The sequence below is a fragment of the Vibrio bathopelagicus genome, from assembly GCF_014879975.1.
Classification (GTDB): Bacteria; Pseudomonadota; Gammaproteobacteria; order Enterobacterales; family Vibrionaceae; genus Vibrio; species Vibrio bathopelagicus.
Window position 1 is genome coordinate 1,439,616 of sequence record NZ_CP062500.1, and the last position, 23,596, is coordinate 1,463,211.

At 41.9% G+C, this 23,596-nt stretch carries 19 protein-coding genes and 2 pseudogenes; 12 read left to right on the plus strand and 9 right to left on the minus strand.

Features of this window, described 5'->3' with window-relative positions; genetic code table 11:
- Positions 1-270: 270 nt before the first annotated feature.
- The 7 genes from IHV80_RS06445 (at position 271) to pheT (ending at position 10,868) form a co-directional block, all read left to right on the plus strand.
- Entirely contained in the window at positions 271-1,056 is a 786-nt protein-coding gene (locus tag IHV80_RS06445) for a TetR/AcrR family transcriptional regulator (RefSeq protein WP_017109714.1), read from the plus strand.
- Between the two features lie 121 nt (positions 1,057-1,177).
- The gene (locus IHV80_RS06450; RefSeq protein WP_192890477.1) at positions 1,178-3,718 is read left to right on the plus strand and encodes an efflux RND transporter permease subunit; all 2,541 of its coding nucleotides are present in this window, start codon (positions 1,178-1,180) and stop codon (positions 3,716-3,718) included.
- 95 nt (positions 3,719-3,813) lie between these two features.
- Positions 3,814-4,569: an outer membrane lipoprotein-sorting protein gene (locus IHV80_RS06455; protein ID WP_226088525.1), complete on the plus strand. Its 756-nt coding sequence runs from the start codon at positions 3,814-3,816 to the stop codon at positions 4,567-4,569.
- 9 nt (positions 4,570-4,578) lie between these two features.
- Positions 4,579-5,811 carry a hypothetical protein gene (locus IHV80_RS06460; RefSeq protein WP_192890479.1) on the plus strand — a complete coding sequence of 411 codons (1,233 nt, stop codon included), beginning with the start codon at positions 4,579-4,581 and terminating at the stop codon, positions 5,809-5,811.
- A 269-nt stretch (positions 5,812-6,080) separates the two neighbouring features.
- Positions 6,081-7,190: a GGDEF domain-containing protein gene (locus IHV80_RS06465; protein ID WP_017109718.1), complete on the plus strand. Its 1,110-nt coding sequence runs from the start codon at positions 6,081-6,083 to the stop codon at positions 7,188-7,190.
- 288 nt (positions 7,191-7,478) lie between these two features.
- Positions 7,479-8,462 carry a phenylalanine--tRNA ligase subunit alpha gene (gene pheS / locus IHV80_RS06470; RefSeq protein WP_004734764.1) on the plus strand — a complete coding sequence of 328 codons (984 nt, stop codon included), beginning with the start codon at positions 7,479-7,481 and terminating at the stop codon, positions 8,460-8,462.
- Between the two features lie 18 nt (positions 8,463-8,480).
- The gene (gene pheT / locus IHV80_RS06475; RefSeq protein WP_192890480.1) at positions 8,481-10,868 is read left to right on the plus strand and encodes a phenylalanine--tRNA ligase subunit beta; all 2,388 of its coding nucleotides are present in this window, start codon (positions 8,481-8,483) and stop codon (positions 10,866-10,868) included.
- Between the two features lie 507 nt (positions 10,869-11,375).
- Here pheT and IHV80_RS06480 read toward each other — a convergent pair.
- The 4 genes from IHV80_RS06480 to IHV80_RS06495 form a co-directional block, all read right to left on the minus strand.
- Positions 11,376-11,870, minus strand: a complete 495-nt coding sequence (locus IHV80_RS06480) for a hypothetical protein (RefSeq protein WP_192890481.1) — start codon at positions 11,868-11,870, stop codon at positions 11,376-11,378.
- Positions 11,860-13,056: a DUF262 domain-containing protein gene (locus IHV80_RS06485; protein WP_192890482.1), complete on the minus strand. Its 1,197-nt coding sequence runs from the start codon at positions 13,054-13,056 to the stop codon at positions 11,860-11,862. The genes IHV80_RS06480 and IHV80_RS06485 overlap by 11 nt, the downstream gene beginning before the upstream one ends.
- A 194-nt stretch (positions 13,057-13,250) precedes the next feature.
- The gene (locus IHV80_RS06490; protein WP_192890483.1) at positions 13,251-15,341 is read right to left on the minus strand and encodes a DEAD/DEAH box helicase; all 2,091 of its coding nucleotides are present in this window, start codon (positions 15,339-15,341) and stop codon (positions 13,251-13,253) included.
- A complete protein-coding gene (locus IHV80_RS06495; RefSeq protein WP_102341249.1) occupies positions 15,341-16,264 on the minus strand; it encodes a HamA C-terminal domain-containing protein in 924 nt (307 codons plus the stop codon). Before IHV80_RS06495 ends, IHV80_RS06490 begins: the two co-directional genes overlap by 1 nt.
- A gap of 464 nt (positions 16,265-16,728) precedes the next feature.
- Between IHV80_RS06495 and IHV80_RS06500 the strand changes: the two genes are divergently transcribed.
- A complete protein-coding gene (locus IHV80_RS06500) occupies positions 16,729-17,601 on the plus strand; it encodes an alpha/beta fold hydrolase (RefSeq protein WP_192890484.1) in 873 nt (290 codons plus the stop codon).
- A gap of 1,009 nt (positions 17,602-18,610) precedes the next feature.
- Positions 18,611-18,934, plus strand: a pseudogene (locus tag IHV80_RS06505) (alpha/beta fold hydrolase); the annotation flags it as partial.
- Positions 18,935-19,037: 103 nt separating this feature from the next.
- On the opposite strand, the gene IHV80_RS25310 reads toward IHV80_RS06505, so the two are convergent.
- Together IHV80_RS25310 and IHV80_RS06510 are read right to left on the minus strand one after the other, a co-directional pair.
- Positions 19,038-19,160 (minus strand): hypothetical protein, encoded by a 123-nt coding sequence (locus tag IHV80_RS25310; protein ID WP_258183960.1) that lies wholly within the window; start codon positions 19,158-19,160, stop codon positions 19,038-19,040.
- A gap of 60 nt (positions 19,161-19,220) precedes the next feature.
- Positions 19,221-19,478, minus strand: a complete 258-nt coding sequence (locus IHV80_RS06510; protein WP_017074558.1) for a hypothetical protein — start codon at positions 19,476-19,478, stop codon at positions 19,221-19,223.
- 70 nt (positions 19,479-19,548) lie between these two features.
- Between IHV80_RS06510 and IHV80_RS06515 the strand changes: the two are divergent.
- The 3 genes and pseudogenes from IHV80_RS06515 to IHV80_RS06525 form a co-directional block, all read left to right on the plus strand.
- Positions 19,549-19,686, plus strand: a pseudogene (locus tag IHV80_RS06515) (alpha/beta fold hydrolase); the annotation flags it as partial.
- 286 nt (positions 19,687-19,972) lie between these two features.
- Complete coding sequence (locus IHV80_RS06520; RefSeq protein WP_226088512.1) at positions 19,973-20,317, plus strand: hypothetical protein; 345 nt, start codon at positions 19,973-19,975, stop codon at positions 20,315-20,317.
- A 194-nt stretch (positions 20,318-20,511) separates the two neighbouring features.
- Positions 20,512-20,889 (plus strand): hypothetical protein, encoded by a 378-nt coding sequence (locus IHV80_RS06525; protein WP_192890488.1) that lies wholly within the window; start codon positions 20,512-20,514, stop codon positions 20,887-20,889.
- 194 nt (positions 20,890-21,083) lie between these two features.
- On the opposite strand, the gene IHV80_RS06530 is transcribed toward IHV80_RS06525, so the two are convergent.
- From IHV80_RS06530 to IHV80_RS06540, 3 genes are all read right to left on the minus strand, one after another.
- Complete coding sequence (locus IHV80_RS06530; protein WP_192890489.1) at positions 21,084-21,464, minus strand: hypothetical protein; 381 nt, start codon at positions 21,462-21,464, stop codon at positions 21,084-21,086.
- Between the two features lie 231 nt (positions 21,465-21,695).
- Entirely contained in the window at positions 21,696-22,328 is a 633-nt protein-coding gene (locus tag IHV80_RS06535) for a glutathione S-transferase family protein (protein WP_192890490.1), read from the minus strand.
- Between the two features lie 14 nt (positions 22,329-22,342).
- A complete protein-coding gene (locus IHV80_RS06540) occupies positions 22,343-23,545 on the minus strand; it encodes a YbfB/YjiJ family MFS transporter (RefSeq protein ID WP_192890491.1) in 1,203 nt (400 codons plus the stop codon).
- Between the last annotated feature and the right edge of the window lie 51 nt (positions 23,546-23,596).

Consider the following 23,596-nt stretch of genomic DNA (forward strand, 5'->3'; position numbering starts at 1 on the left):
CAAGCCAGCGATTCTGATATTCGTTGGCTTTTTATTTTGCCCGGTCAACTATTGATGACTTTCTCACCTATTCATAAATCATATTTAATTCATAAAACACCTTGATGTGATCAATATTTACGCTATTATGACGATAAGTCAGAAATGACGAAGCGTCATGAAATGGTTAACTACATGAATTTACCATTCGTGTTAATATATTGAATAGGAGCGTTTTAAATACTGGCGAAGCTTAGATAACGGCTAAGCTCATATACGGACTGAAAAATTATGTTTGGCTTTAGTTGTAAAGGCGATAAACAAGGTATCTTTGGTTGCAAGGGCGTGTTGTCTAAAAAGCAGCAGTCTATCGCAGACCGAGAAGTAGAGTTGATGTTGTTAGCAAAAGATCTGGTTCGAGAACAAGGGTTCGGAAACCTAACGATGGACAAGCTAACGGCCGCGAGCTGTTATTCGAAAGGTACGATATACAATCACTTTTGCAGCAAAGAAGATGTGGTTTTAGCTTTGTGTATTCATTCTTTAAAGGCCGAGGCATTGATGTTTGCTCGCTCTGGAGAGTTTGAAGGCAACACACGTGAAAAGATCGTCGCACTGCACGTTGCTTACCGAATCTATGCTCGCATGGAGCCGGTACTATCAACTTGTGCGATCATGGCGAAAAGCCCGTGGGTACTGGAGAAAGCATCTAGTGCACGTGTAACCGAGATGAACGAACTGGAAGAATTGGTGATTGAACAAGCCGATTCCATGGTTAACCAAGCTGTAGAGGCGGGTGACCTAAAGTTCTCTTCTGGTGTGGGTTCAGATGCCATCGTGTTTGCAAACTGGTCAATCGCATTTGGTTCAAATGCCTTGTCACAGAACGCATCAAACAGTCATTGTATCAAGCGGTTACAAGACCCGTACTCAGTATTACATAACGCGAATATGCTTTTAGACGGCCTAAATTGGCAGCCCCTTTCTAGCGATTGGGATTACCGCAAAACTTGGCGTCGTGTAGAACAAGAACTGTTCAGTGAAGAAATCACCTACTTAGAATCAGTAGGTCGATAAGCTTCTATTAAGCCCACTCATGTGGGTTTATTAATAACCATTTGTGACGATTCGTCATAAACTTAAGTTTAGCCTAATGTGGTTTTGGTTTTCTTGAGTGTATGACTAAGAATTGTGCCTTTTGTCAGCTTCGGCTGGCTTTTTAAGACACAACTATGACGAATCGTCACAAATGGAGACTGTGATGGAACATGACAGCCAGAAGCCCAATTTAGCTAGTAACCTCGATTTAGATAGTCAATCGTCCAACTCAGGTCAACAGGCTCATAATCTAAATAACAGTTGGCACTCAATACCGACCAAGCGTTCGTTTATCGTTCTGCTAGTGGTTTTTTCAATCATTATGCTCTCTGCATTAGGGGCAAAGAACCTCTACTTTAGAGGGGACTACAACATCTTCTTCGAAGGCACCAACAAACAGTTGATGGCGTTCGATGAAATTCAAACCACCTTTGCAAAAACCGACAACCTTGCGATTGTTGTCGCCCCTGAAGATGGCAATGTCTTCACCCCAGAAACCCTCACCCTAATTCAAAATCTCACGGTCGATGCGTGGCAGATCCCGTATTCAAGCCGTGTCGATTCGCTTGCCAATTATCAGCACACCGAAGCCGTTGAAGACGACTTACTGGTCGAAGACCTTCTTTACGAAGAATATGAACACACACCAGAGCGCATCGCCAAAGTCAAACAGATCGCCCTGAACGAACCACTGCTTAAGAACGCATTAGTGTCAGCCTCTGGCGATGTGACCATTGTGAACGTGACGGTGCAATTGCCTGAAGTGGATAAAACCGCGGAAGTTCAAGAGGTGATTGCGGCTATCAATACCATGATCGCCAAGTATCAAGCCGATTATCCGAATGTCGAGTTCCACAAAGCGGGCATCATTGCCATGAACAACGCGTTTATGATGTCGGCTCAAGAAGACAGCTCAACGCTGGTTCCGTTAATGCTATTGGTGGTGTTGGTGTTCCTGACCTTTATGCTGCGCTCGTTCTTTAGCGTGGTGGCTACCTTAGTTGTGATTATCTCGTCGATTGTTGCCACCATGGGGTTGTCTGGCTGGGCAGGGATGTTCCTCAGCACCGCAACGGTTAACGTTCCAACCTTGGTATTAACCCTCGCTGTTGCCGATTGTGTTCACGTAATCGTGACCATGAGACAAGCCATGCAGCGTGGGATGGAGAAAGCACAAGCCATTCAATACAGCATCAAGTTGAACGCGATGCCGATTCTAATCACCTCGGTCACCACCGCAATTGGTTTCTTGATGATGAACATGTCGGATTCTCCCGTGTTGCGCGACTTCGGTAACTTGTCTGCATTAGGCGTGATGATTGCGTGTTTCCTCTCTGTGACCATGCTTCCTGCGCTGTTAAAACTATTGCCAGTAAAGACTCTGCCGGTCAATGAAGCAGCGGAAAGCAAAGTGACCTTCATGGATAAGCTCGGTGATTTTGTGGTTGCGAACCGCAAAGCACTGCTGCCTATTTCAACCCTTGTGATTGTTGGCGCTGCGGCGTTAATTCCACTGAACAAAGTGAATGATGAATCGGTGAAGTATTTCGATACCTCAAGCGAATTTAGACAAGCTGCCGATTTCATGGAACAGACCGTAAGCGGCATGACAACCATCAGCATCGCGGTCAAAACCAACGAGTCTCAAGCGATTGCCGATCCTGTGTTTTTGCAAGCGATTGGCGACTTTACCGAGTGGTCACGTGTTCAACCAGAAACCGACCATGTAGCAACGCTTTCTGATGTTTACATGCGTTTGAACAAGAACATGCATGGCGATGATGACAGCTACTACCAACTGCCACTTAATCGTGAACTTGCCGCGCAATACCTGCTGCTTTACGAAATGTCTCTGCCTTATGGCTTGGACTTGAACAACCAAATCAACGTCGATAAGTCATCGATCAAAATGGTACTCACGGTCGACAACCTCGGCAGCGTGGAATTGGTGGAACTTGAAGAGCGCATCTACTCATGGTTTGCGGCTAATGCACCTCAATATGAAGTAGTCGCATCCAGCCCGTCACTGATGTTTGCTCACATTGGCGAAACCAACATGGCGAGCATGCTATCGACTCTGCCTATCACCTTAGTACTTATCTCTGGCTTGATGATCTTCGCATTGCGCTCGGTTCGCTTGGGCGTGATCAGCCTAGTGCCAAACATTGCCCCGGCGATTATCGGCTTTGGTTTGTGGGCGCTTATCTCCGGTGAAATCAACCTCGGCTTGTCTGTAGTCGTTACGTTAACACTCGGAATCGTGGTTGATGATGCGGTGCATTTCTTAAGTAAATACCAACGCGCACGATTAGAAGGTAAATCAGCGGAAGAAGCCGTTCGTTACGCCTTCCACACCGTTGGCCGCGCATTGTGGATCACCACTGTCGTGTTAGTGGCTGGTTTCTCTGTGTTGGCGATGTCGAGCTTCAGGCTCAACTCCGACATGGGCTTACTCAGTGCGATTGTGATTTTCATTGCGTTGGTGGTCGACTTCATTTTGCTACCGAGCTTACTGATGATTTTCGACAAACAGACTCACTATTCAGATAAACCTCAGCACGAATCAAAGCCATCTAAAGCCGAGTTAACTACAGCAGAGCAATCTAGCCCTGTTGGCGAACTGACTACTTCGACCAAATAAGGAATCGTCAGCCTACTGCGGTGGGCTTACTCAAGGAGATCATTATGAAAAGCTTTAAACACTCTATTACAAAGAAAACACTAATAACGTCACTGATGACAATTGGCGCGTTCGCGGCTTTCACGGCATTAGCAGACCCAGCGAAAGGCTTAGAAATTGCTGAGCAACGCAAAGCTGTCGATGTCGGGTGGGGCGATTCTGTCGCGACCATGGAAATGCTACTTCGCAATAAGCAGGGCGAAAGCAGCACACGCCTAATGCGATTGAAGTCGTTAGAAGTGGATGACGATGGCGACAAAGGGCTGACCATTTTTGATGAACCACGCGACGTGAAAGGCACGGCTTTCTTAAACCATTCGCACATCACTAAATCGGATGACCAATGGTTGTACTTGCCTGCATTGAAACGTGTAAAACGCATCTCTTCACGCAACAAATCGGGCCCATTTATGGGCAGTGAATTTGCATACGAAGACCTAAGCTCGTTTGAACTTAAAAAGTATACCTTTAACTACATTGAAGACGCCAAAATTGAAGGTGTCGATACCTTTGTGTTAGAGCAAATTCCGACTGATAAAAACTCTGGTTACACCATGCAAAAAGTATGGCTAGACCAACAATACTACCGCCCCGTTCAAGTGGAGTTTTACGACCGCAAAGGCGCATTGCTGAAAACCCTCTCGTTCCAAGACTACAAACAATACCTAAACCAATACTGGCGCGCACACACCATGTCGATGCAAAACCACCAAACGGGTAAAAGTACGGTATTAACCACGACAGATTTAGCGTTCCAGACCGGTCTTAAGGACAAGGATTTTCAAAAAAACACACTTAAACGTGCAAAGTAAGGCAAGAATATGAAAAGGATTGTGTTAACAGGAACGCAGTTATCTTTAACCTTGGCGGCGACAGTTGGGTTAATGCAGGTGTCGCTGCCTTGTGTGGCGGCTGGATCTAGCTCTGAGTTCGTAGAACAGATTAGCCCACAACTCGCGGGGCAGGTAAACCTTGAACACAGGCAGTTCTTTAGTGACGGCTTGCAAGGGCAAGATAAAGGACAAAGCTCACTGGTGTTGCAACCGGAGTTTTACTGGGAGCAAGAAGAAGGTAACGGCAGCTTCACCTTCACGCCGTTTTATCGCCTAGACCGCGAAGACGATGAACGAACCCATGGCGACGTTCGTGAAGCTTTATATCTCAATTATTGGGACGATTATGAACTGCGCGCAGGTGTTGGCAAAGTGTTCTGGGGCGTGACCGAATCAGCGCACTTGGTGGACGTGGTAAACCAAACCGATGCCATTGAATCGGTTGATGGCGAATCGAAGTTGGGTCAGCCGATGGTGCACTTCACGTCGATTAAAGATTGGGGAACCATAGATGCCATGCTACTGCCGTATTTTCGTGAACGTACCTTTGCAGGTGAAGACGGACGCTTAAGGCCAACTGTGCTCGTATCGGACGATGCGCTTTACGAATCTTCGAGAGAAGAAAAGCACGTCGATGTAGCACTGCGTTATAGCCAAATGTACGGCGATTGGGATGTCGGTTTAAGCTACTTAGGCGGCACTAATCGCGACCCTTATTACCGTGTTGAAGGCAATGAACTCAAGCCGTATTACGCGCAGATGCAGCACTTTGGGCTTGATGTACAAGGCATTATTGGCGATTGGTTGTGGAAGCTGGAAAGTATTTATCGCGACAGTTACGACAACCACACCGGCGTGGCGACAGGCTTTGAATACACTTGGGTTGGCGCGCTTGAATCGTATTGGGATATCGGCTTCATCGCTGAATATCTGCATGACAGCCGAGGCAATAACGCCCAAACCATCGGTCAAAACGATGTGTTTCTTGGTGCGCGTTTCGCCTTGAACGATGAAGACGGTACTGAAGTGCTCACGGGCATCACTCAAGACTTAGATAACAGCGATGTCTACAGTGCAAAGCTCGAAGCATCGAGTCGCATCAACAACAACCTTAAGTGGCGATTAAACGCTTGGTTGTTTGAGAACGAAACCCCAGAAGACTTGTTGTTCTTCGCGCGTAAGGACGACTTTGTTGAAATGGCGTTGGAATACTACTTTTAGTATTTCCAACAAGTTAGCATTTCCAACAACTTAGTCTTTCCAAAAAGTTAGCATTTCCAATAATTTAATGTTGGTTTCGTGAGGCGTCCTCGTTAAGGGGACGTCTCAAATTTAAGATGACTTATATTTAGGGTGTTCAAAGTCGCCTTTTTATAAAACGGATCAAACAATCGAATAGACCCACAGGTAGAATGGTTATATTTTTCGAATATCTATAACCTCCGAATATGCATATAAATTGTGCTGGTGGTATCGGCCCTAAGGGATTTATGAATTCATTTAATTGGGATAAAAACTTTGAAACAGGCATTGGTGTTGTAGACGAACAGCATCAATACCTTGTTGGTTTTATCAATCACTACGGAAACCTGTTGTCAGAGAATACGATCTCTATAGACGACATGAGCGTCGCTTTACTCGATCTCACACGCTATGCCGAATTTCATTTTAAAGAAGAAGAATCTTTGATGAGAGATTGCGGGCTCTATGACTTACACATTGAAGAGCACATAAAAGTGCATCGTGTGTTTATGCAAGATATCTACAGCATGCAAGCTTTCATCTTGGAAGAAGATCAGGCGTCAGCACGTCACCTACTGGACTTCCTCATTCATTGGCTTGCTTATCACATCCTCGGCATCGACCAAAACATGGCGCGACAAGTGGCCGCGATAGAAGAGGGCGCAACACCCCTTCAAGCCTTTGAAGCAGAAGAAAAGCAGCAAGATTCGTCAACCATTCCTTTACTAGCTGCGCTTAAAGGCTTATTTGAACAAGTTTCTGAACGCAACAAACAGTTGTTACGCTTCAACCAGTTACTCGAAGACAAAGTTGAGGAACGTACGGCAGAGTTAAAACAAGCGAATAAGAAACTTGAAGAACTCTCCTTAACAGACTCACTCACTAATTTGCCTAACCGCCGCTGTGCTTTTAAACAGTTAGCCGTGCATTGGCAAGACTCCAAAGAACTTGGCGTGCCTTTGGTGTGCATTATGATTGATGCCGACCACTTCAAGCGCATTAATGACACTAGTGGACATGATGCTGGTGACTTGGTACTAAAAACCCTCTCGCGCGAACTGAAAAACACATTCCGCAACGATGATATTGTGTGCCGATTAGGGGGCGATGAATTCTTGGTGATTTGCCCTGATACCGATCTTAAAGGGGGCATGCACATCGCAGAAACGACTCGCCAGAAAGTGTCTGAATTAGAGGTCGAGACCGGCAACCAAGCTTGGATTGGCAGCATTAGTGTCGGTGTAGCTGAAATGACCCAAGAATTCGAAACCATGAATGAATTGATTAAGGCGGCTGACGAGTCCGTTTATCTAGCGAAAAACGCGGGGAAGAACAGCGTTTGTTCGATTCAGATTTAGATCTCGATTTACTTAAGATTTAGAACCATAGCTCTCGTCAGTTTTAGCGCTCAGTTCACTTTATTTTTTGAGCGCTATTCGCTTCCAAATTAAGGAGTGGAACCTGTAATTGTTCCACTTCTTCCTACTCCTCATTAATATCCTGTTAAATTTGCCGTGTTTTTAGTCAATAACTTGCTCTTTTAGCGATTCAATTTGGCATTGGTAGCGTGTTTGATTACTATGTGTAGCTATCTAAAAAAACTAATCATCCGATACGGACACTACCAACTGGTAGATGAGGAAATGATGCAACATCTAGAAGAGATCATTGCTAATGCAACGACTGCTATTGATACAGCAGATTCGTTAGTCGCACTTGATGAAGTGCGAGTTCAGTATTTAGGTAAGAAGGGTGAACTAACTCTTCAACTACAAAGCCTAGGTAAACTTCCACCTGAAGAGCGTCGCACTGCTGGTCAAGAGATCAACAAAGCGAAAGGTGCTGTTCAACAAGCGATCGCAGCTCGCAAAGACGCACTTCAACGTGCAGAGCTTGAAGCGAAACTAGCTGAAGAAACTATCGATGTGAGCCTACCAGGTCGTCGCATTGAGAACGGTGGTCTTCACCCAGTTACTCGCACAGTTGAGCGTATCGAACAGTTCTTTGGTGAGCTTGGCTTTAGCACTGAGTCTGGCCCTGAGATCGAAGATGCATTCCACAACTTTGATGCACTAAACATCGCAGACGATCACCCAGCTCGTACTGATCACGATACTTTCTTCTTCAACCCTGATCTAATGCTACGTACGCACACTTCTGGTGTTCAAATCCGTACGATGGAAAACGGCAAACCGCCATTCCGCTTCATTGCTCCGGGTCGTGTTTACCGTAACGACTACGATCAAACTCACACGCCAATGTTCCACCAAGTGGAAGGTATGTTAGTTGATGAGAACGTAAACTTCGCACAACTTAAAGGCATTCTTAACGATTTCCTTTGTAACTTCTTTGAAGAAGAAGTTGAAGTGCGTTTCCGTCCTTCATTCTTCCCGTTCACAGAGCCTTCAGCTGAAGTTGACGTGAAACGTAAAGATGGCAAATGGCTAGAAGTTCTAGGCTGTGGCATGGTTCACCCTAACGTACTTCGCTCTGTTGGCATCGACCCTGAGAAATACTCTGGTTTTGCATTCGGTATGGGTGTAGAGCGTCTAACGATGCTTCGTTACGGCGTAAATGACCTTCGTGCGTTCTTCGAGAACGACCTTCGTTTCCTTAAACAATTCAAGTAATCCGGGGCAGTCAAAACTATGAAATTCAGTGAATCTTGGCTACGCGAGTGGGTTAAACCTGCAATTAACAGCGAAGAGCTAGCTCACCAAATCACTATGGCTGGTTTGGAAGTTGACGATGTAGAACCTGTTGCTGGTGAATTCACCGGCGTTAAAGTAGGTAAAGTAGTTGAGTGCGGTCAGCACCCAGACGCAGACAAACTACAAGTTACAAAAATTGATATCGGCGAAGAAGAACTTTTAGACATCGTATGTGGTGCATCTAACTGTCGTCTTGGCCTAACTGTAGCAGTAGCAACAGTTGGCGCAGTACTTCCTGGTGACTTCAAAATCAAGAAAGCAAAACTACGTGGCGTTCCATCGCACGGCATGCTTTGCTCTTTCTCTGAGCTAGGTATCGACGTAGAGTCTGACGGCATCCTTGAGCTACCAGAAGGCACAACGCTAGGTATGGACGTACGTGAGCTTCTTGAGCTTAATGACGTAACTATCGACGTAGACCTAACAGCAAACCGCGCAGACTGCTTTAGCATCCGTGGCCTTGCTCGTGAAGTTGGCGTACTAAACCGCGCAGACGTTACAGAGCCAACAGTTGAAGCTGTTGCAACAAGCATTGAAGACACAGTATCTGTTGAAATCAAAGCAACAGACGCTTGTCCACGTTACCTTGGCCGTGTGGTTAAGAACGTAAACGTGAAAGCGGAATCGCCAATCTGGATGCAAGAAAAACTGCGTCGTTGTGGTATTCGTTCAATCGACCCAATTGTAGACATCACAAACTACGTGATGCTAGAGCAAGGCCAACCAATGCACGCATTTGATCTAGCTAAGATCGAAGGCGGTATCGTGGTTCGTCTAGCAGAGCAGGGCGAAAAGCTAACACTTCTAGATGGCAACGAAGCTGAGCTAAACAGCAACACGCTTGTTATCGCTGACCAAAACAAAGCACTAGCAATCGCTGGTATCTTTGGCGGTCAAGATTCAGGTGTTACGACTGAAACAACTGACGTACTTCTTGAAGCTGCATTCTTCGCACCGGATCACATCCGTGGTCGCGCACGTGCTTACGGTCTTCACACTGATTCTTCTCTACGTTTCGAACGTGGTGTTGATTCAACACTTCAAGCAGCAGCAATGGAGCGTGCAACACAGCTTCTAGTTGAAATCTGCGGTGGTGAAGTTGCGCCAGTAAACGGCAGCGAATCTGAAGCTGATCTTCCTAAAGCAAACGTAGTTGCTCTACGTCGCGCTAAGCTAGACAGCCTACTAGGTCACGAAATCCCATCTACAGACGTAGTAGAAATTCTTACTCGCCTAGGTTGTGAAGTTGAGACTACGGACGCAGGTTGGACGGCAACGTCTCCATCTTGGCGTTTTGATATCGCAATCGAGCAAGACCTAATTGAAGAAGTAGGTCGTATCTACGGTTACGATAACATTCCAAACCAAGCGCCTAAAGCGGCACTTAAAATGAATGACCACAAAGAAGCTAACCAACCGCTTAAGCGCGTTCGTGACCTTCTTGTAGACCGTGGCTACCACGAAGCAATCACATACAGCTTCGTAGAACCAGAACAGCAAAAACTTGTTGTACCTGGTGTTGAGCCGCTAATCCTGCCATTCCCAATCTCTGCGGACATGTCAGCAATGCGTCTTGGCCTAATCCAAGGTCTTCTAAACACAGTTGTTCACAACCAGAAGCGTCAACAGTCTCGCGTTCGTCTATTCGAATCAGGCCTACGTTTCATCCCTGAAGCAACTGCTGAAAACGGCATGCGCCAAGAAATGATGCTTGCGGGCGTTATCTCTGGTACTCGTGGCGAAGAGCACTGGGACATTGCAACTAACACTGTAGATTTCTTCGATCTTAAAGGTGACCTAGAAGCAGTTCTTGAGCTTTCTGCAAACGAAATCGCATACAGCTTCAAAGCAGCTAAGCACCCAGCACTTCACCCAGGTCAAACTGCGGCTATCGTAGTAGACGGCAAAGAAGTGGGTATCATTGGTACTGTTCACCCAGAACTAGAGCGTAAGTTTGGTCTTAACGGCCGTACTATCGTATTCGAAATCGAATGGGCAGCTATCAACACTCGAGTGCTTCCAGAAGCAGTAGCCGTATCTAAGTTCCCTGCAAACCGTCGTGATATCGCGGTTGTTGTTGACGAAGCAGTAGCTTCTGGCGACATCGTAGAAGCGTGTATCGCAGCGGGTGGCGAATTCCTAACAGGCGCTAAACTGTTCGACGTATACGTTGGTCAAGGCGTTGAAGAAGGTAAGAAGAGCCTAGCAATCGCACTTAGCCTACAGTCTGTAGAGCGCACACTAGAAGATGCAGACATCGCTGGTTCAGTAGATGCTATCGTAGCTTCAATCTCAGAGAAATTTGGCGCAGCACTTCGCGACTAATCTCTTCTGATAGATAGAAAAATCAAAGGCCTCGCAATTGCGAGGCCTTTTTGTTTATTGCATGTAGGGCACATAGCTAATTAAGAATTGGACAAAAATGAACAAATGATTTTACTCGATTAGCAATCCATGAATTCGTCTAAATATGGTAATCGATTTATGATATATTCATTTTTAATGATGAGGAACATTAACTATTTGGTTATTTAAGAAGTAATTTAATTACACCGTTCGCCCCATTATATTATCTAAACTTACATATTCTGGCCTACTTGATTCACGACTTTAAGATAGTGTTCATATAATGAAATGAAAATGTTGTCTATCAGTACTAATATAGAAAAGTAAATAAAGTAATTATCATATTGATAATTTTCGTTTAACAAGGTTTTTAAGGTTGGAAGATTTTGTTGATATGAAAGAGTGTTGTGAGCGACTCTATTTCGTTGCTTATATAAGCTTTCATACATATCTATGAGATCTTTTCTATACCCTTTCCTATGTTTTTTATTTATAAAAGATTTTCTTAGTTAGCAAAATATTTGCAATTGACATTAGACCAAATTGACTCATATTCAATGTAATATTTTTAGCCCAAGTTAACAAATTTGTATTTTCAAAAGATTCTATTATTGAATGATTTGTTATTCTTAATATTTGATTGTTATCTATTAAGTTGTCTTTGAATTTTAATTCACTATGTTTTTCTATTTGTATAACTAAATCTTTATAAAGTTCTTTTTTTTCTTGATAATTTGAGCATTCACCGAAAGGCTTTAAGTTGAATCTTTGATATCTATATTCATAATCATTTGTGGCAAGTTCCCAGCAAATGCATTTCATTTTTTGTTCTTGAGCACCGGTCATCTTAAGTAAAGCTGACTGCATTACATAATCACATAACGGATAAGTCTCTACACCTGAACCAATGCCAATGCATGCAGATGTTACATCTACAAGAATATTTTTTATAGGGGATAAAATGAATTTATTATGATTCATGGACTGTATACTCCCCATAGATAGCAATAGATTCAGATATTCTACGTCTAAGGTTTCCTAAGTTATTAGGACTTTTTAAATGAGAGCTATCTAATTTATAATTTGCTATTTTATCTTCCAATTTGGAAGTTATATTATCCTTTTCTGAAATATCAATGTTTTTCTTTTCGAAAAGAATGTAATAAATGATACCGAAAAGGTAAGTATCGAGTTCAATAATGGATGTGTACTTTTTAAACAGGTCCATCTCAGCCAGCGTATTTTCTAGTTTATCTAATTGAGCTTTATATTCTTTATTAGGAAATACGCTCAAGAAAGTGCCAAAAATGTCAGAAGTTCCACCATTTATTGCAGAGAAAATATATTCTTCGTATAGTTTCTCCATTTTCTGTTTGTAGCCGCGAGCTATCTTCCAGCTATCTCCATCGATATGATATTGAGATAAAAGTGCCAGATATCGAATAAAATCAGATTTTGATTCACTACTAACAAGCTTAATTCTAATTTTCTTAGAAAAATCCGGATTAAATAATCCGACCAATTCTTGATCTAAAAAGTATAAAGAGGCTCTACTTTCTTGTGGCAACAAAGTTTCACCTTGAATGTTTATATTTCTAAATACTGATGAGTAATATTTCTGCTGTGTCTGTTCATCTGATGTCTGAGGAACTAAGTATGAAAAACCAAGGAAATGGTTATCTAAAAATTCATCAGTTATGCTCAGATTCGTATGTTTATAGTTGCCATGCTGAATGTTGCTTAAAATATCTACTTTGCTTGTTCCTTTTTTAACTAAGCTTTTGAAGTTCCACTCTAGAACGTTGTCATAGATAACATCGCTAATATCCTCATTGTCATCATCATCATCATTATCGTTGGCAAAAGAATCAAGTTTTAATTTATAATTTGCAGCATCAGGGTAGAGACCTAAATATGCAAGTAAAATACTCGTAATCCTTTGTTGACCATCCAATAGCAAGTTTTCATTACTGTCTCCAATTTTGAATGCGCCAATAGTTACAGGAGGAACAAACTGCTTTTTTTTAAATGTTTCAATGAGCGTTTCCACCTTTTTCTCGTTCCAGACGAAGTAACGTTGATAGTCAGGTAAAACTATGTTTTGTTTTAACACTAAGTCAATCCAGTGACGTAGTGAGTATTCACCGTAATATACTCTATTTTCCATATTCACAAACTCATATTTTAAATGTTTTTAATCTTTCCCTGTAATGGTCAACTAAAATTGCTCCTTTCTTTGGGCTATCAGAAACTGGCTCTGACATTATCCTCAATATTCTAAGGAACCTTGGTTGATTCATCGTATCACTTGCATGGCAAACATAATACGTAGGCTCCTTTCTTCTAGGAGCCTAAACAGTTTTAATCTGTGGTTATACCTTCTAAGAAGTAATCATAAATGTATCTGTCAAAAGAACTAAACATTAGTAGTAAGATACTTTTGTTCTCTATAGTCATGTCTATGAACTCTTTAAATATTTTGTGCAGCTCAATGTCAGTTCTTTCTAAGTCGATAACACCGCACTCATGTATTTTTTTCGACAACATTCGTGGTAAGCCATACTCTTCTAATTGATAAACAAGAGGAGGTAAAAAAGCGTTTGATGTCTTAGCTATGAATGATGATATGTCGACAGATTTATCAATAATATTTTTTTGAATGACATTAATGTCATTCAAAATTGAAGTTAATTTAAAGGTAACGTGTCTTTCTAGCTCAAAAAACTTGTCAACGTCAATATCGTAGTGGTCTAACTCATCTAGCAATTCAGGTATTGTTAGTTTCCAGTTGTTTGATAGCACTTTTATAAAGCCGACAAAACTCCCATACTGGATTCCCCATTGTCCTGGCGCCATTTTTAGCACCAAATAAAGTAAACGATCCCACTCATTAACATCTGTTGAGTTAAGGTAATTTAACCCTGACCAAGTCTGCTTGTTAGCGACAAGCTCTTTAGCTATATCACGAAGTGCCATTGAATTACTGGATTCAAATTGACCGGATTCTTGTAGTTCGTTGAACTTGCCGTAACCAAGAATCTCATCCATTTCCTGCTTGTAAGCGATAATATGGGCAATCTGTTCAGGAGTTAGTTCGCTCTTAAGTTCGTCGAGGTCAACATCGCCAGCTAGCTCTTCTGGTAAATCTAGATTTAACTGTGTATCACCTGCTTGTGGCGGTTTGTCTAATATGTAGATTTGACCAATAAAATGCTTAAACATTCTGCCGCCACGGCCGATTATGTTCCTATAAGTGAAATCATTTAATTTAGATCTACCATTTTTATTTTTCCAAATAATAACGTTTTCAGCTGATGTATTGACACCTTCAATGATCGAAGAAGTTGAAACTAGATTAGTCAATCCTTCAGGCTCTTCAAATAACCTAACTTGAATCTGAGTTAATGAGCGATGCAACTGCCCGTTGTGGATACCTGATCCTCTTTTAATCAAGTTCGTCAACTTCCAATTTCTGTCGTAATTTTCAGTTAGCCATGACTCAAAGTCTCTCAACAATCGACGTTCAGTAGGTCTGTGCTTGTCTATTAATAGATTCGAAATGTTGGTAATGTTGGAATATGTACCCGCATAAATCAGAGACTTTCCGTTAGTTTTAGAGAGGATTTCAAGTAGAACGTCACTTTTAAGATTGTCGTCTTTACCAATATTTCTATATAACTCATGCTTCTCCAAAAACACCGTATTAAAGTCTACAGGTACAAACTCCATACCCTTGGTGAATATACTTTCGTTAACCGATTTTATGTTGGGAGCTAAGAAGTAACGTTGTTTAGCTTTAGTACCAAGTTTCAAAATTGCATTTATTAATGCAGGAGAACGCTCCTTATCGAAATCGGCACTAGCTTTATAAAATTCATCTATAACAAGCATATCTATTGAATCCAGTTTGTTAACATAATGGATTGCTCGTTCCTGAGGGAAAATAAAGATATTCTTGTCTGCTAAGGTGACTTCTGAAGTCGTAATTACTTTATATTCATGGCTAAATTTTTTGTGTAAACGGCGGCGTGTTTCATCGGTTAAGGCAATTGTCGGTACGATTATGACAACATTAGTCGGTTTTTTGATCGCAATAAATGAATCAATAATGAAGCTTTTTCCGAAACTAGTAGAGGCACTTACTGCAAGGTGTTTACCGTTGATCAGCTTTTTTAAGATAGATGATTGTTCACGATGAAGTGTTAACGGATTTTTTTCACCTACATCAACCTTAAATGATTCATGTGCGAAACGGTCTTGCCACGACGATGTATCTAAATCTAAATAAGGGTATAGCCCAACTTGCCTAATCAAGTTATTAATTAGTGGGTTATACGGCTCTTCACTTTCCTCCAAAAATGCCAGTAACTTAATTAACTCATTTCTAGCAGAAGATTCATCATAAATGTTAATAAGATCGTTTATTTCAATACATTTATCAAAAACATCCATCAATCATCTTCCTTGTATTGTTCTACTTTTTTTACAAATCTATCCACGATTCTTTGCTTATCTGGGACTGGAAATAGAATTATATGGAATGTCACCTGGTCATATAAGTGAACACCTTCTAAGCCCTTTATTTGTTTTTTGAAAAAGGCGTTAGCTCTATCTAAATGATAATCCTTGATTTCCTTTACATAAATGTTATCCATACTTGTACACGAACTGGTTATTTCGCATTCGTGTAGAATAAAAATGGGTACATGAATTTTTGGTTTTAAGGAGTCTATAGAGATACGACTGGAAAGAGCGTCTTTAATGGACTTTCGAAGTGTTTCGTCTTCAATCAGAAAGTCTATATCACTAACATTGGTGATGATGCTGTTTTCTTTTTTTAATTTTTTAGTGTCCAGAGAATTAGCTACAGAACTAACGATGGAAGCCAATCTAGTATCTTCGATTTTATTGTAGAATTTGGCTTCACCAAACCAGACAGTAAAGTCATTATCTTTGATGACTAAATGTACACTATCTGCACCTTTTGCATTATCTTGCGCATTTTGCTTATAAAATATCTTTGGCACGACGGGTAAAGCGCCGTAGTGGTGCTTCATAATACCGTATAGAAGTATTTCCGCTAACTCACTTCCCTTGCTGATGTCTTTAGTCTTATCTTTGTCTACCAATCGTAAGTTTTCAGCAGCAGCTGTTAAAAGAGAATGAGATTGGTCAACTAGTGCTTGTCGTTCGGTAATTGAAAGAGAAGTTTCGGCAATGTTGTCCCAAATGAAATTTTGAAAGTGTTTGAACCTCCATTTACCATCTTCGAAGTCATTGACAAGGCTCAGTACATGTTTGTTGTGTATAGGTGAAATGTTTTGATTACTGCAGTGTTCAGAAAAAGAACTATCAATTAGTATTTCAAAATCCATAAAGTTGCTACCGTATTAAACTTGGTGAAATGCACATAGTTGATCAATAGAGACTGAGCGTACACTCTTTAATATCCAATTAATAGAACAAACGAAAATATATGAGACCTAACTTACTGTTTTATAATTATAATGGCGTGAACGTCGGCACTTGTAAAAGAACATGACCAAAGGTTGATAGTTAGATCGAATTTTGCTGCAGTGATATATCGGTGGAGGGATTCTCAGCTTTCTGCATTATAAGAGTGGATAACTTTTAGCAGGGAAAAGTCTCATGGACGGGATATGAATTGGTAAAAGGTCTAGCAAATAATTGAGCAGAAATGACTTGGTTGAATCACCAGCAGGGAAGAGTTCTATATTTAAATCACCCTTGACCCGTCTACAACTTCACACTTTATAGTGCCTATATTGATTGAGAGGGGCGCTTTCTGTGTTCCCTCCAAAGTAAGTAGAGAGACACTATGAAACGCTTAATTTTAAACGTCACAATCTTGGTATTTATGGTTCTTGGTAGCATTAGTGCCATGGCTCATGATTCAACGGTTAAGTACGGTATTGCGATATCTCATGATGGTGAGCAAATTGCGTATGGCAAAAGTGGGAGTGGGGATACGACGCTGATCTTCATTCACGGTTGGAGCTTAGACAGCAGGCTTTGGCAAAACCAAGTGAGTGAGTTTTCAAAACAGTATCAAGTGATCACTATGGGCTTAGCAGGGCACGGTAACTCGTCGTTCAACCGCGAAGAGTACACCATGGTTGCGTTCGCAAAAGACGTGAAAGCAGTAATCGACAAAGAGCAACTCGAATCCGTCATCTTAGTCGGACATTCCATGGCGGGTGGCGTTATTGCAGAAGCCGCAAAACTGATGCCGAAAAGAGTGAAAGGCATTATTGGTGTCGACACATCGCAAAACGTCGCACTAGCGGTTTCACAAAACGACCTAGATGCAATGACCAAACCGTTTGAAGCAGACTTCCAAGCGGGCATCACTATGTTCGTGAAAGATTCGCTACCAAAAGACGTAGACGCAGATTTACTTTACTGGGTAACGCAAGACATGGCATCAGCACCGCCAGCTATCGCGATAAACCAGTTCCGCCATTATCTAGGGCAATACGTGACAGGCGAAGCTCACCGCGTGTATGAGAACGTGAATGTGCCAGTAATATTGGTTAACGCTCGCCTATGGCCCACGGATTCAGAAGCGAACAAGAAACACATCAAGGACTACAGTATTTTCTACATTGAAAACTCAGGCCACTTCCCAATGCTAGAACAACCTGAGCAGTTCAACGCAACGTTGAAGAAAGCGGTGAAGTCAGTGAAGTAGGGCGGTTGTAATCATCCTATAGATAAAACTAAGGCCTCGCGTGTGCGAGGCCTTTTTGTTCTAGATGGTGCGCTCATGCCGATTAGTTCAGCAACGATTAAAAGGCATTGCTCTAAACTTTTCGACCTTGTTAAAATGTATTCTACCTGATCTTAAGGAATACTCTTTTTTCTTCATCAGATAGTTTTTGTGCCCAAAAGCAGAATTTCCTTAACCTAGTCAATGCTCGGTGTTTTCCAGAATTGCTTAATATCCATGGCACAAAAAACAAAGAAGCGTAAACGACGAAAAATAGCCCTATAGCCATAAATGTCTCATTGGACTCCCAAAATAGTGATATTAGTGATGCTGCTAAAAAGGACGCAAATATTATGAACCAAGGGTTTGTAACTATTGGTGATTGTGAATAACTTTCGATTTCGGTATTACAATATTCTAGAGTGCTATTAAAATCACAATTTTTTGTTGTTTTTGATTTAATCGCCCCTTCATAGAATAAAACGAATTGTAAATATTCGTTATTTTTACTAAAAAATGAGAGCTCATGCTGGAAAATGTTCGAGTAACGCTCAAATGCTTTTTGTCGGCATATGTTGTATTGTTTGATCATTTTGAAGCACATGATCAAAGAGAAAGACAGTGACAACGTTGACTGAAACATTCCCTCTGCGAAATACTTGAGACCAATTGCTCCGAATGTAAAGAGTAAGAACTGACATATCAACACAATCAGATCACCGATATTATTATTTACAACTATCGTCCTAAATACTTTCCATACATCTGCGTCATTACAAAGTTTGTAATGTTCCAAAAATACTTTCACTCACTGCTCCCGAAGACGCGCTAGTTTTTTTTACTAGGATTATAGGATAATTTCCTTTTAAAACATGAGATTAACGTTATTGGTCAAAGTTGTATATATCTTTTAGGTTACTAAACATTAAAACACTAATTTAGGTAAAGGATGCGTCAGGTTTGCGGGATGCTTCCCCATAGTTTTTAAAACTCGCTACCAAAAGGTGTAGACGCGAATTTACTTTACTGGGTAACGCAAGATATGGCATCAGCACCGCCAGCTATCGCGATAAACCAGTTCCGCCATTATCTAGGGCAATACGTGACAGGCGAAGCCCACAGAGTATATGAGAACGTGAACGTGCCAGTAATATTGGTCAACGCTCGTCTATGGCCAACGGATTCAGAAGCGAACAAAAAGCACATTAAGGATTGCAGCATTTACTACATTGAAGACTCAGGCCACTTCCCAATGCTCGAGCAACCTGAGCAGTTCAACACAACGTTGATGAAAGTGGTTAAGTCAGTGAGGTAGGGCGCTGTGGTTGTTAAATGATGGCTGCAACTGTTGATATAAAAACCAAGGCCTCGCGTTTTTTAAGTTAAATCGATGGAGCCTATCAATCTGATAGAGTCCATTATTTTTTGTCTTGAGATTCTTTATATTTTTTTGCAATCCACTCATGCAAATGAAGCCCCGTTTGACGCTTTAGGAATACGCTGATACCAGCCAAAATTAACAGTCCAATTATTGTACCCATAATCATCTCCACGCTTTGTCATTTTTTAAATTCAGTTTAATCAATACGTTAGTGTTTTGATTAATCCATTGATTTCATCATTTTATCTATATTAAGCCCACCAAGATCCTCGAGGTTGTTCTTAATCTCTTCATCGATTGATAGCTGGCGTTCCACTTGCTTTATTTCCTTCTCAAGAAACTTTTCAACTTCTTGAGATACGTTGAACATTAAGCCTTGTTCACGCGCTGCTTTTCTCGCTCGTTTAAGACGAACATCTAAGTCTGATGAGATTTTGATGTTCAGTGATACTTTGGATTGTTTTTTCTGTAATGACATATCGATTCTCAACTTTATCTAAAAAATACTATAAACTTTTCTACCCTTTTAGCAAGAAATTTCGACGTTGACGGATTCAGGATCGAACAAGAAACACATCAAGGATTACAGTATTTACTACATTGAAGACTCCGGGCATTTCCCAATGCTAGAGCAACCTGAGCAGTTCAACACAAGGTTGATGAAAGCGGTGAAGTCAGTGAAGTAGGGTGCTGTAGTCATTAAAGGATAGTTGTAATTGTTGATAGAAAAACTAAGGCCTCGCGTGTACGAGGCCTTTTTGTCTTAGTTAGAAATCCAGATGTAACTTGGAATTGAGCAATTTGAGCTAGTTATTCTGATTTTCTAGATCAGATACGACAAGCAGTAGAAGTAAAATAATGTTTGGCGTGAAATGGTAAGTATTTGCCGATAGGAAATTTAAGCTTTAGTCGATCCTAAATTACCCATCCAAATGGTTGATATTCATTATGAGAAAGTTTTTTAAATATGCTATGACATTGTTTATTTGCGTGAGCCTATTCGTTTTTGGTTATGTCTATGGGCATAAACAAGCAGAGAAGTTGGTTCCCCAATACTCTGGTATTTTTAAGAAAATGAACGGGGATGAAGTTCAATGGGAAGCGCCTGCCGAAGCAACGTTGAGATGGCGTTCTGGGCAGTACGAGATTCGATACAAAGCTCCTGATGGAGACAGCGCATACACTGCAATTGATCCAAGCTTTGGAGATATGTGCGGAGTCATGTTAGGCATGTCTGAAAAACTAGTGTGCTGGAACGACAACTCTAATCACAAAATTCAAAACTTCAGCTTTGAAGGTATAGAGGTTATGCAGTGACAGGAATAGTCAACGCAAGCAACCAATTGTGACTGATCCAACTGGTGTCAGGAAAATAAGAGCTTTAATTGAGGCTTTAGAACATTAGCTAGAACATTTGGCGGCGCAAGCTAATTATGAAAATGCTTTTGTTTAATTACATAGTTATCGCTGGTAATTACTGCCCTAATTTACTGATTACAGGAACAAATAAAATGAAAAAATTGATTACCTTAGCGACTCTAGTAGCTGCATCGCTCACGGCTCAAGCGGGAACATTCATTTACCAGTCAGAGGAGACAGGCAAGGGCTACGAGCTGCCTGTTGAATGTGCGGATGAATCGTACGAATACGCCCCGAATGGTAATTTGATTTGTGATGAGACGAGCTATTTCCCTACAACGCGCATCAACCCGTCAGACATGACACCACCGCCACCAATGGAGACGGCAGAGCCTGAGGGGGATGGTTGGGGATTCCCTTTACTGAGCACTGTAGGCAAAGTGATCATCTTCCTAGACCCCAAGCCGCCTGCTGATGCCTACATAGAATGCGAAAGCCAAGGCAACACACAACAATGCACAGTTTACTAGCATGACACCGCAGCAAGCGTTCGCAGTTTGTGAAGACCTGATCACGGTTTACTAGAGCAGTTCAACACATTGTAGATTAAAGGTTTTAAGTCAATGAAGTAGTGCGGTTGCAATCGTTGATAGAAAAACCAAGGCCTCGCGGTGCGAGGCCTTTTTGTTTGTGTTAATGATGTACCTGACTTGGAGAGTATTAGCTACTCTATGTAGATCGCTATTCCATTCACCGTCTGTTCTGAAACAGGGATTAAGTACTGGTAGTCTGTGCCAACGCCTCCCAATACTACAGAGTTGTTGCTTCCTGTCGCTTGAAGTAAGACACCATTAGCTCCTAGTTTAGCCGCCTGCTTTTTTAACTTTTCGATTGCATAGTCGATGGATCCTTGTTTAGTCACACCAGTATCACTAGATGCATCAACTAAAGCTATTTTTTCATAGGTCTCAGGCGCTTCAAGATAAAGCCTAACCTCTTGAGGTGTAATTGGGTCTCTGGCTTCACCGACTAATATTGCTGAACCAGATGCACAGCCAACTAAAAATAGCGTGATAAAAAGAGCTAAGGTTTTAAAGATATTCATTGGTATTAGGTCTGTTTCTGGAATTAGGCGCGGAGTATAGCGAAATAAGACCATCCTTTAATTATGGGTATTGTAACAAGTTGCGTTATTGCTTGTGAATCAGATGCATATGAGACTTGACCGACAATCCCCTCATAGCCTCCCCTTGGTTTACATCTCCAATCTCTTGTTGGTAACGGGAAAGGGGAGGGGTGATATTAGACTCGTTCAACACAACACTGTTCAAAGTGATTAAGCATTTTTGTATTCGCAATAGCTAAGTTTTTTTGCAAGTGACTCTAGGCTAAACGTTGCCAATGTGTCTTTGAAAGGCGAACTGTGTAAGGCAGTGGTGAGGATGTCGTGCTCCTCTGCTGAAAGCAAACTAGCGTGCCTGAATAGAACGTAATCTAATGCTATGTGCAGGTACAATGTTGAGAAGTCAGGCTGAAGAATGTCATGATTGTTATTCAACTGCCCGACAAGCGCTTTAACGCTTCTTTGAATTCCTTTCTTTCCTCTAATCGTTAGCACGTTTTGCTCAGCTTCGAAGCGGCTTAGTGCTGCGCACCGAAATGCCACTTCCATTAGCGTTTTACTCAGTCCCAATAACGACATGCGTTGAGTGTCGCTAGCCTTGGTCGCTGCTAGTTTTTCAGTTGGGTAAGCTTGCATGAGAAACTCGCAGATCGTTAAGCTCTCGGTGAGTGCAACCTCATCACTGGTTTCTAGAACCGGAATGGTACTGAATGGATTGATTGTGACCAATGTGTTGGGTGTTTGCCATGGGTCGATCCATTCAAGAACTATTGGAGCATCACACAGATAGGCCGTGGCTAACACTGCTCTGGAGAATGGAGAGGTGTCGTTTAAATACAATTTCATGAGCGATTCCTTTGCTAAGAATTTATTTGAGCAGTGTTTAATGTCTGTTGTTTGGTTGTTGTAAACGCAATGCAGAATACCGACAAAATGAGTGCACTCGCGCTGATCATAAATAAGAGGTTATAACTGGTGAGTTGCGGGGCGTAATTAGCCATAACGAAGCCGACTATTCCTTGCGATATCGCAAAAGCCATTGTCATTGCTCCCCAAGATTTCGTATGGAGCTGTGTCCCAACGATCTCTAAGGTATAAGTTGAGACCAGTGTTACGGTGCCAGGAGTAAACATACCGACCAACAAAGATGAAGCAAAAAGTGCTATTTCACTGGTGCTTAATAGCGGAAGAGCAACCCCTACAGCTTTACAAATAAACGCAGCTAATAGTGCTTTTTTAAGTCCAAATTTATCACCTAGTATACCGGTTACTATTGGCCCAATCGCTGCCCCTATGCCAAAGACAGCCCAATAAAAACCGTCACTCGCAAAACTCATTTCTAGCTCTCGAACAATATAGTCGACCCAAAAGAGAGTGTGGGGTAAATAACCGATGGCGCTAAAGCTATAGGCTAAAAGTACGCAGCTAATACTGATGCGCTCATTCTTAGATAAGGCATTAAACGTCGATGGGCTTTTATCGCAATGGTTTGGCTTGACCTCAAGAGACCATGTGTTCCACGTCAGGACGGTTGCGAGGAAAGCGATCGCTCCCATACCTAACCATGCACTTTCAACACTTTGGTAGATTAGCAAAGGTATGATGGTTCCTGAAATCATGGCGCCGAGACCAATGCCTGAAAATACGACGCCACTGATTCTTGCTTTCATCTCTTGAGGGTGAAGGCTGGTGATCACGGGTGGTGCGAGTACCATAAGTACGGCTCCCGATACACCCGCAATGGTTCTAAGCGTTAAAAACCATTCAAAGGGCGCAGACTTTAAAGCACAGCCAAGATAACTAAAGCTACTTAACAATAGAGAGGCGCGTATGAGTGTGCCTGTTGAATAATACCTTTGTAAAAAGCTCGAAGCAGGAGCCCCGAAGATATAGCCAATCAGTGTCGCAGCCCCAAGTATGGAGGCATCTTCGCTTGAGAACCACCCACTTTGAATGAGCACTGGCATTAAAGCTATATAAGCAAATCGCCCAATGCCGTTTCCAACTAATGTTGCTGCGAGCCCTGCGAAGGTGTTGCGATTCAATAGTTTTACGTGCTGCATGTCACGTACCCTTAATATGTATCTGTAACATTACGCTAACATTTAAAGCTG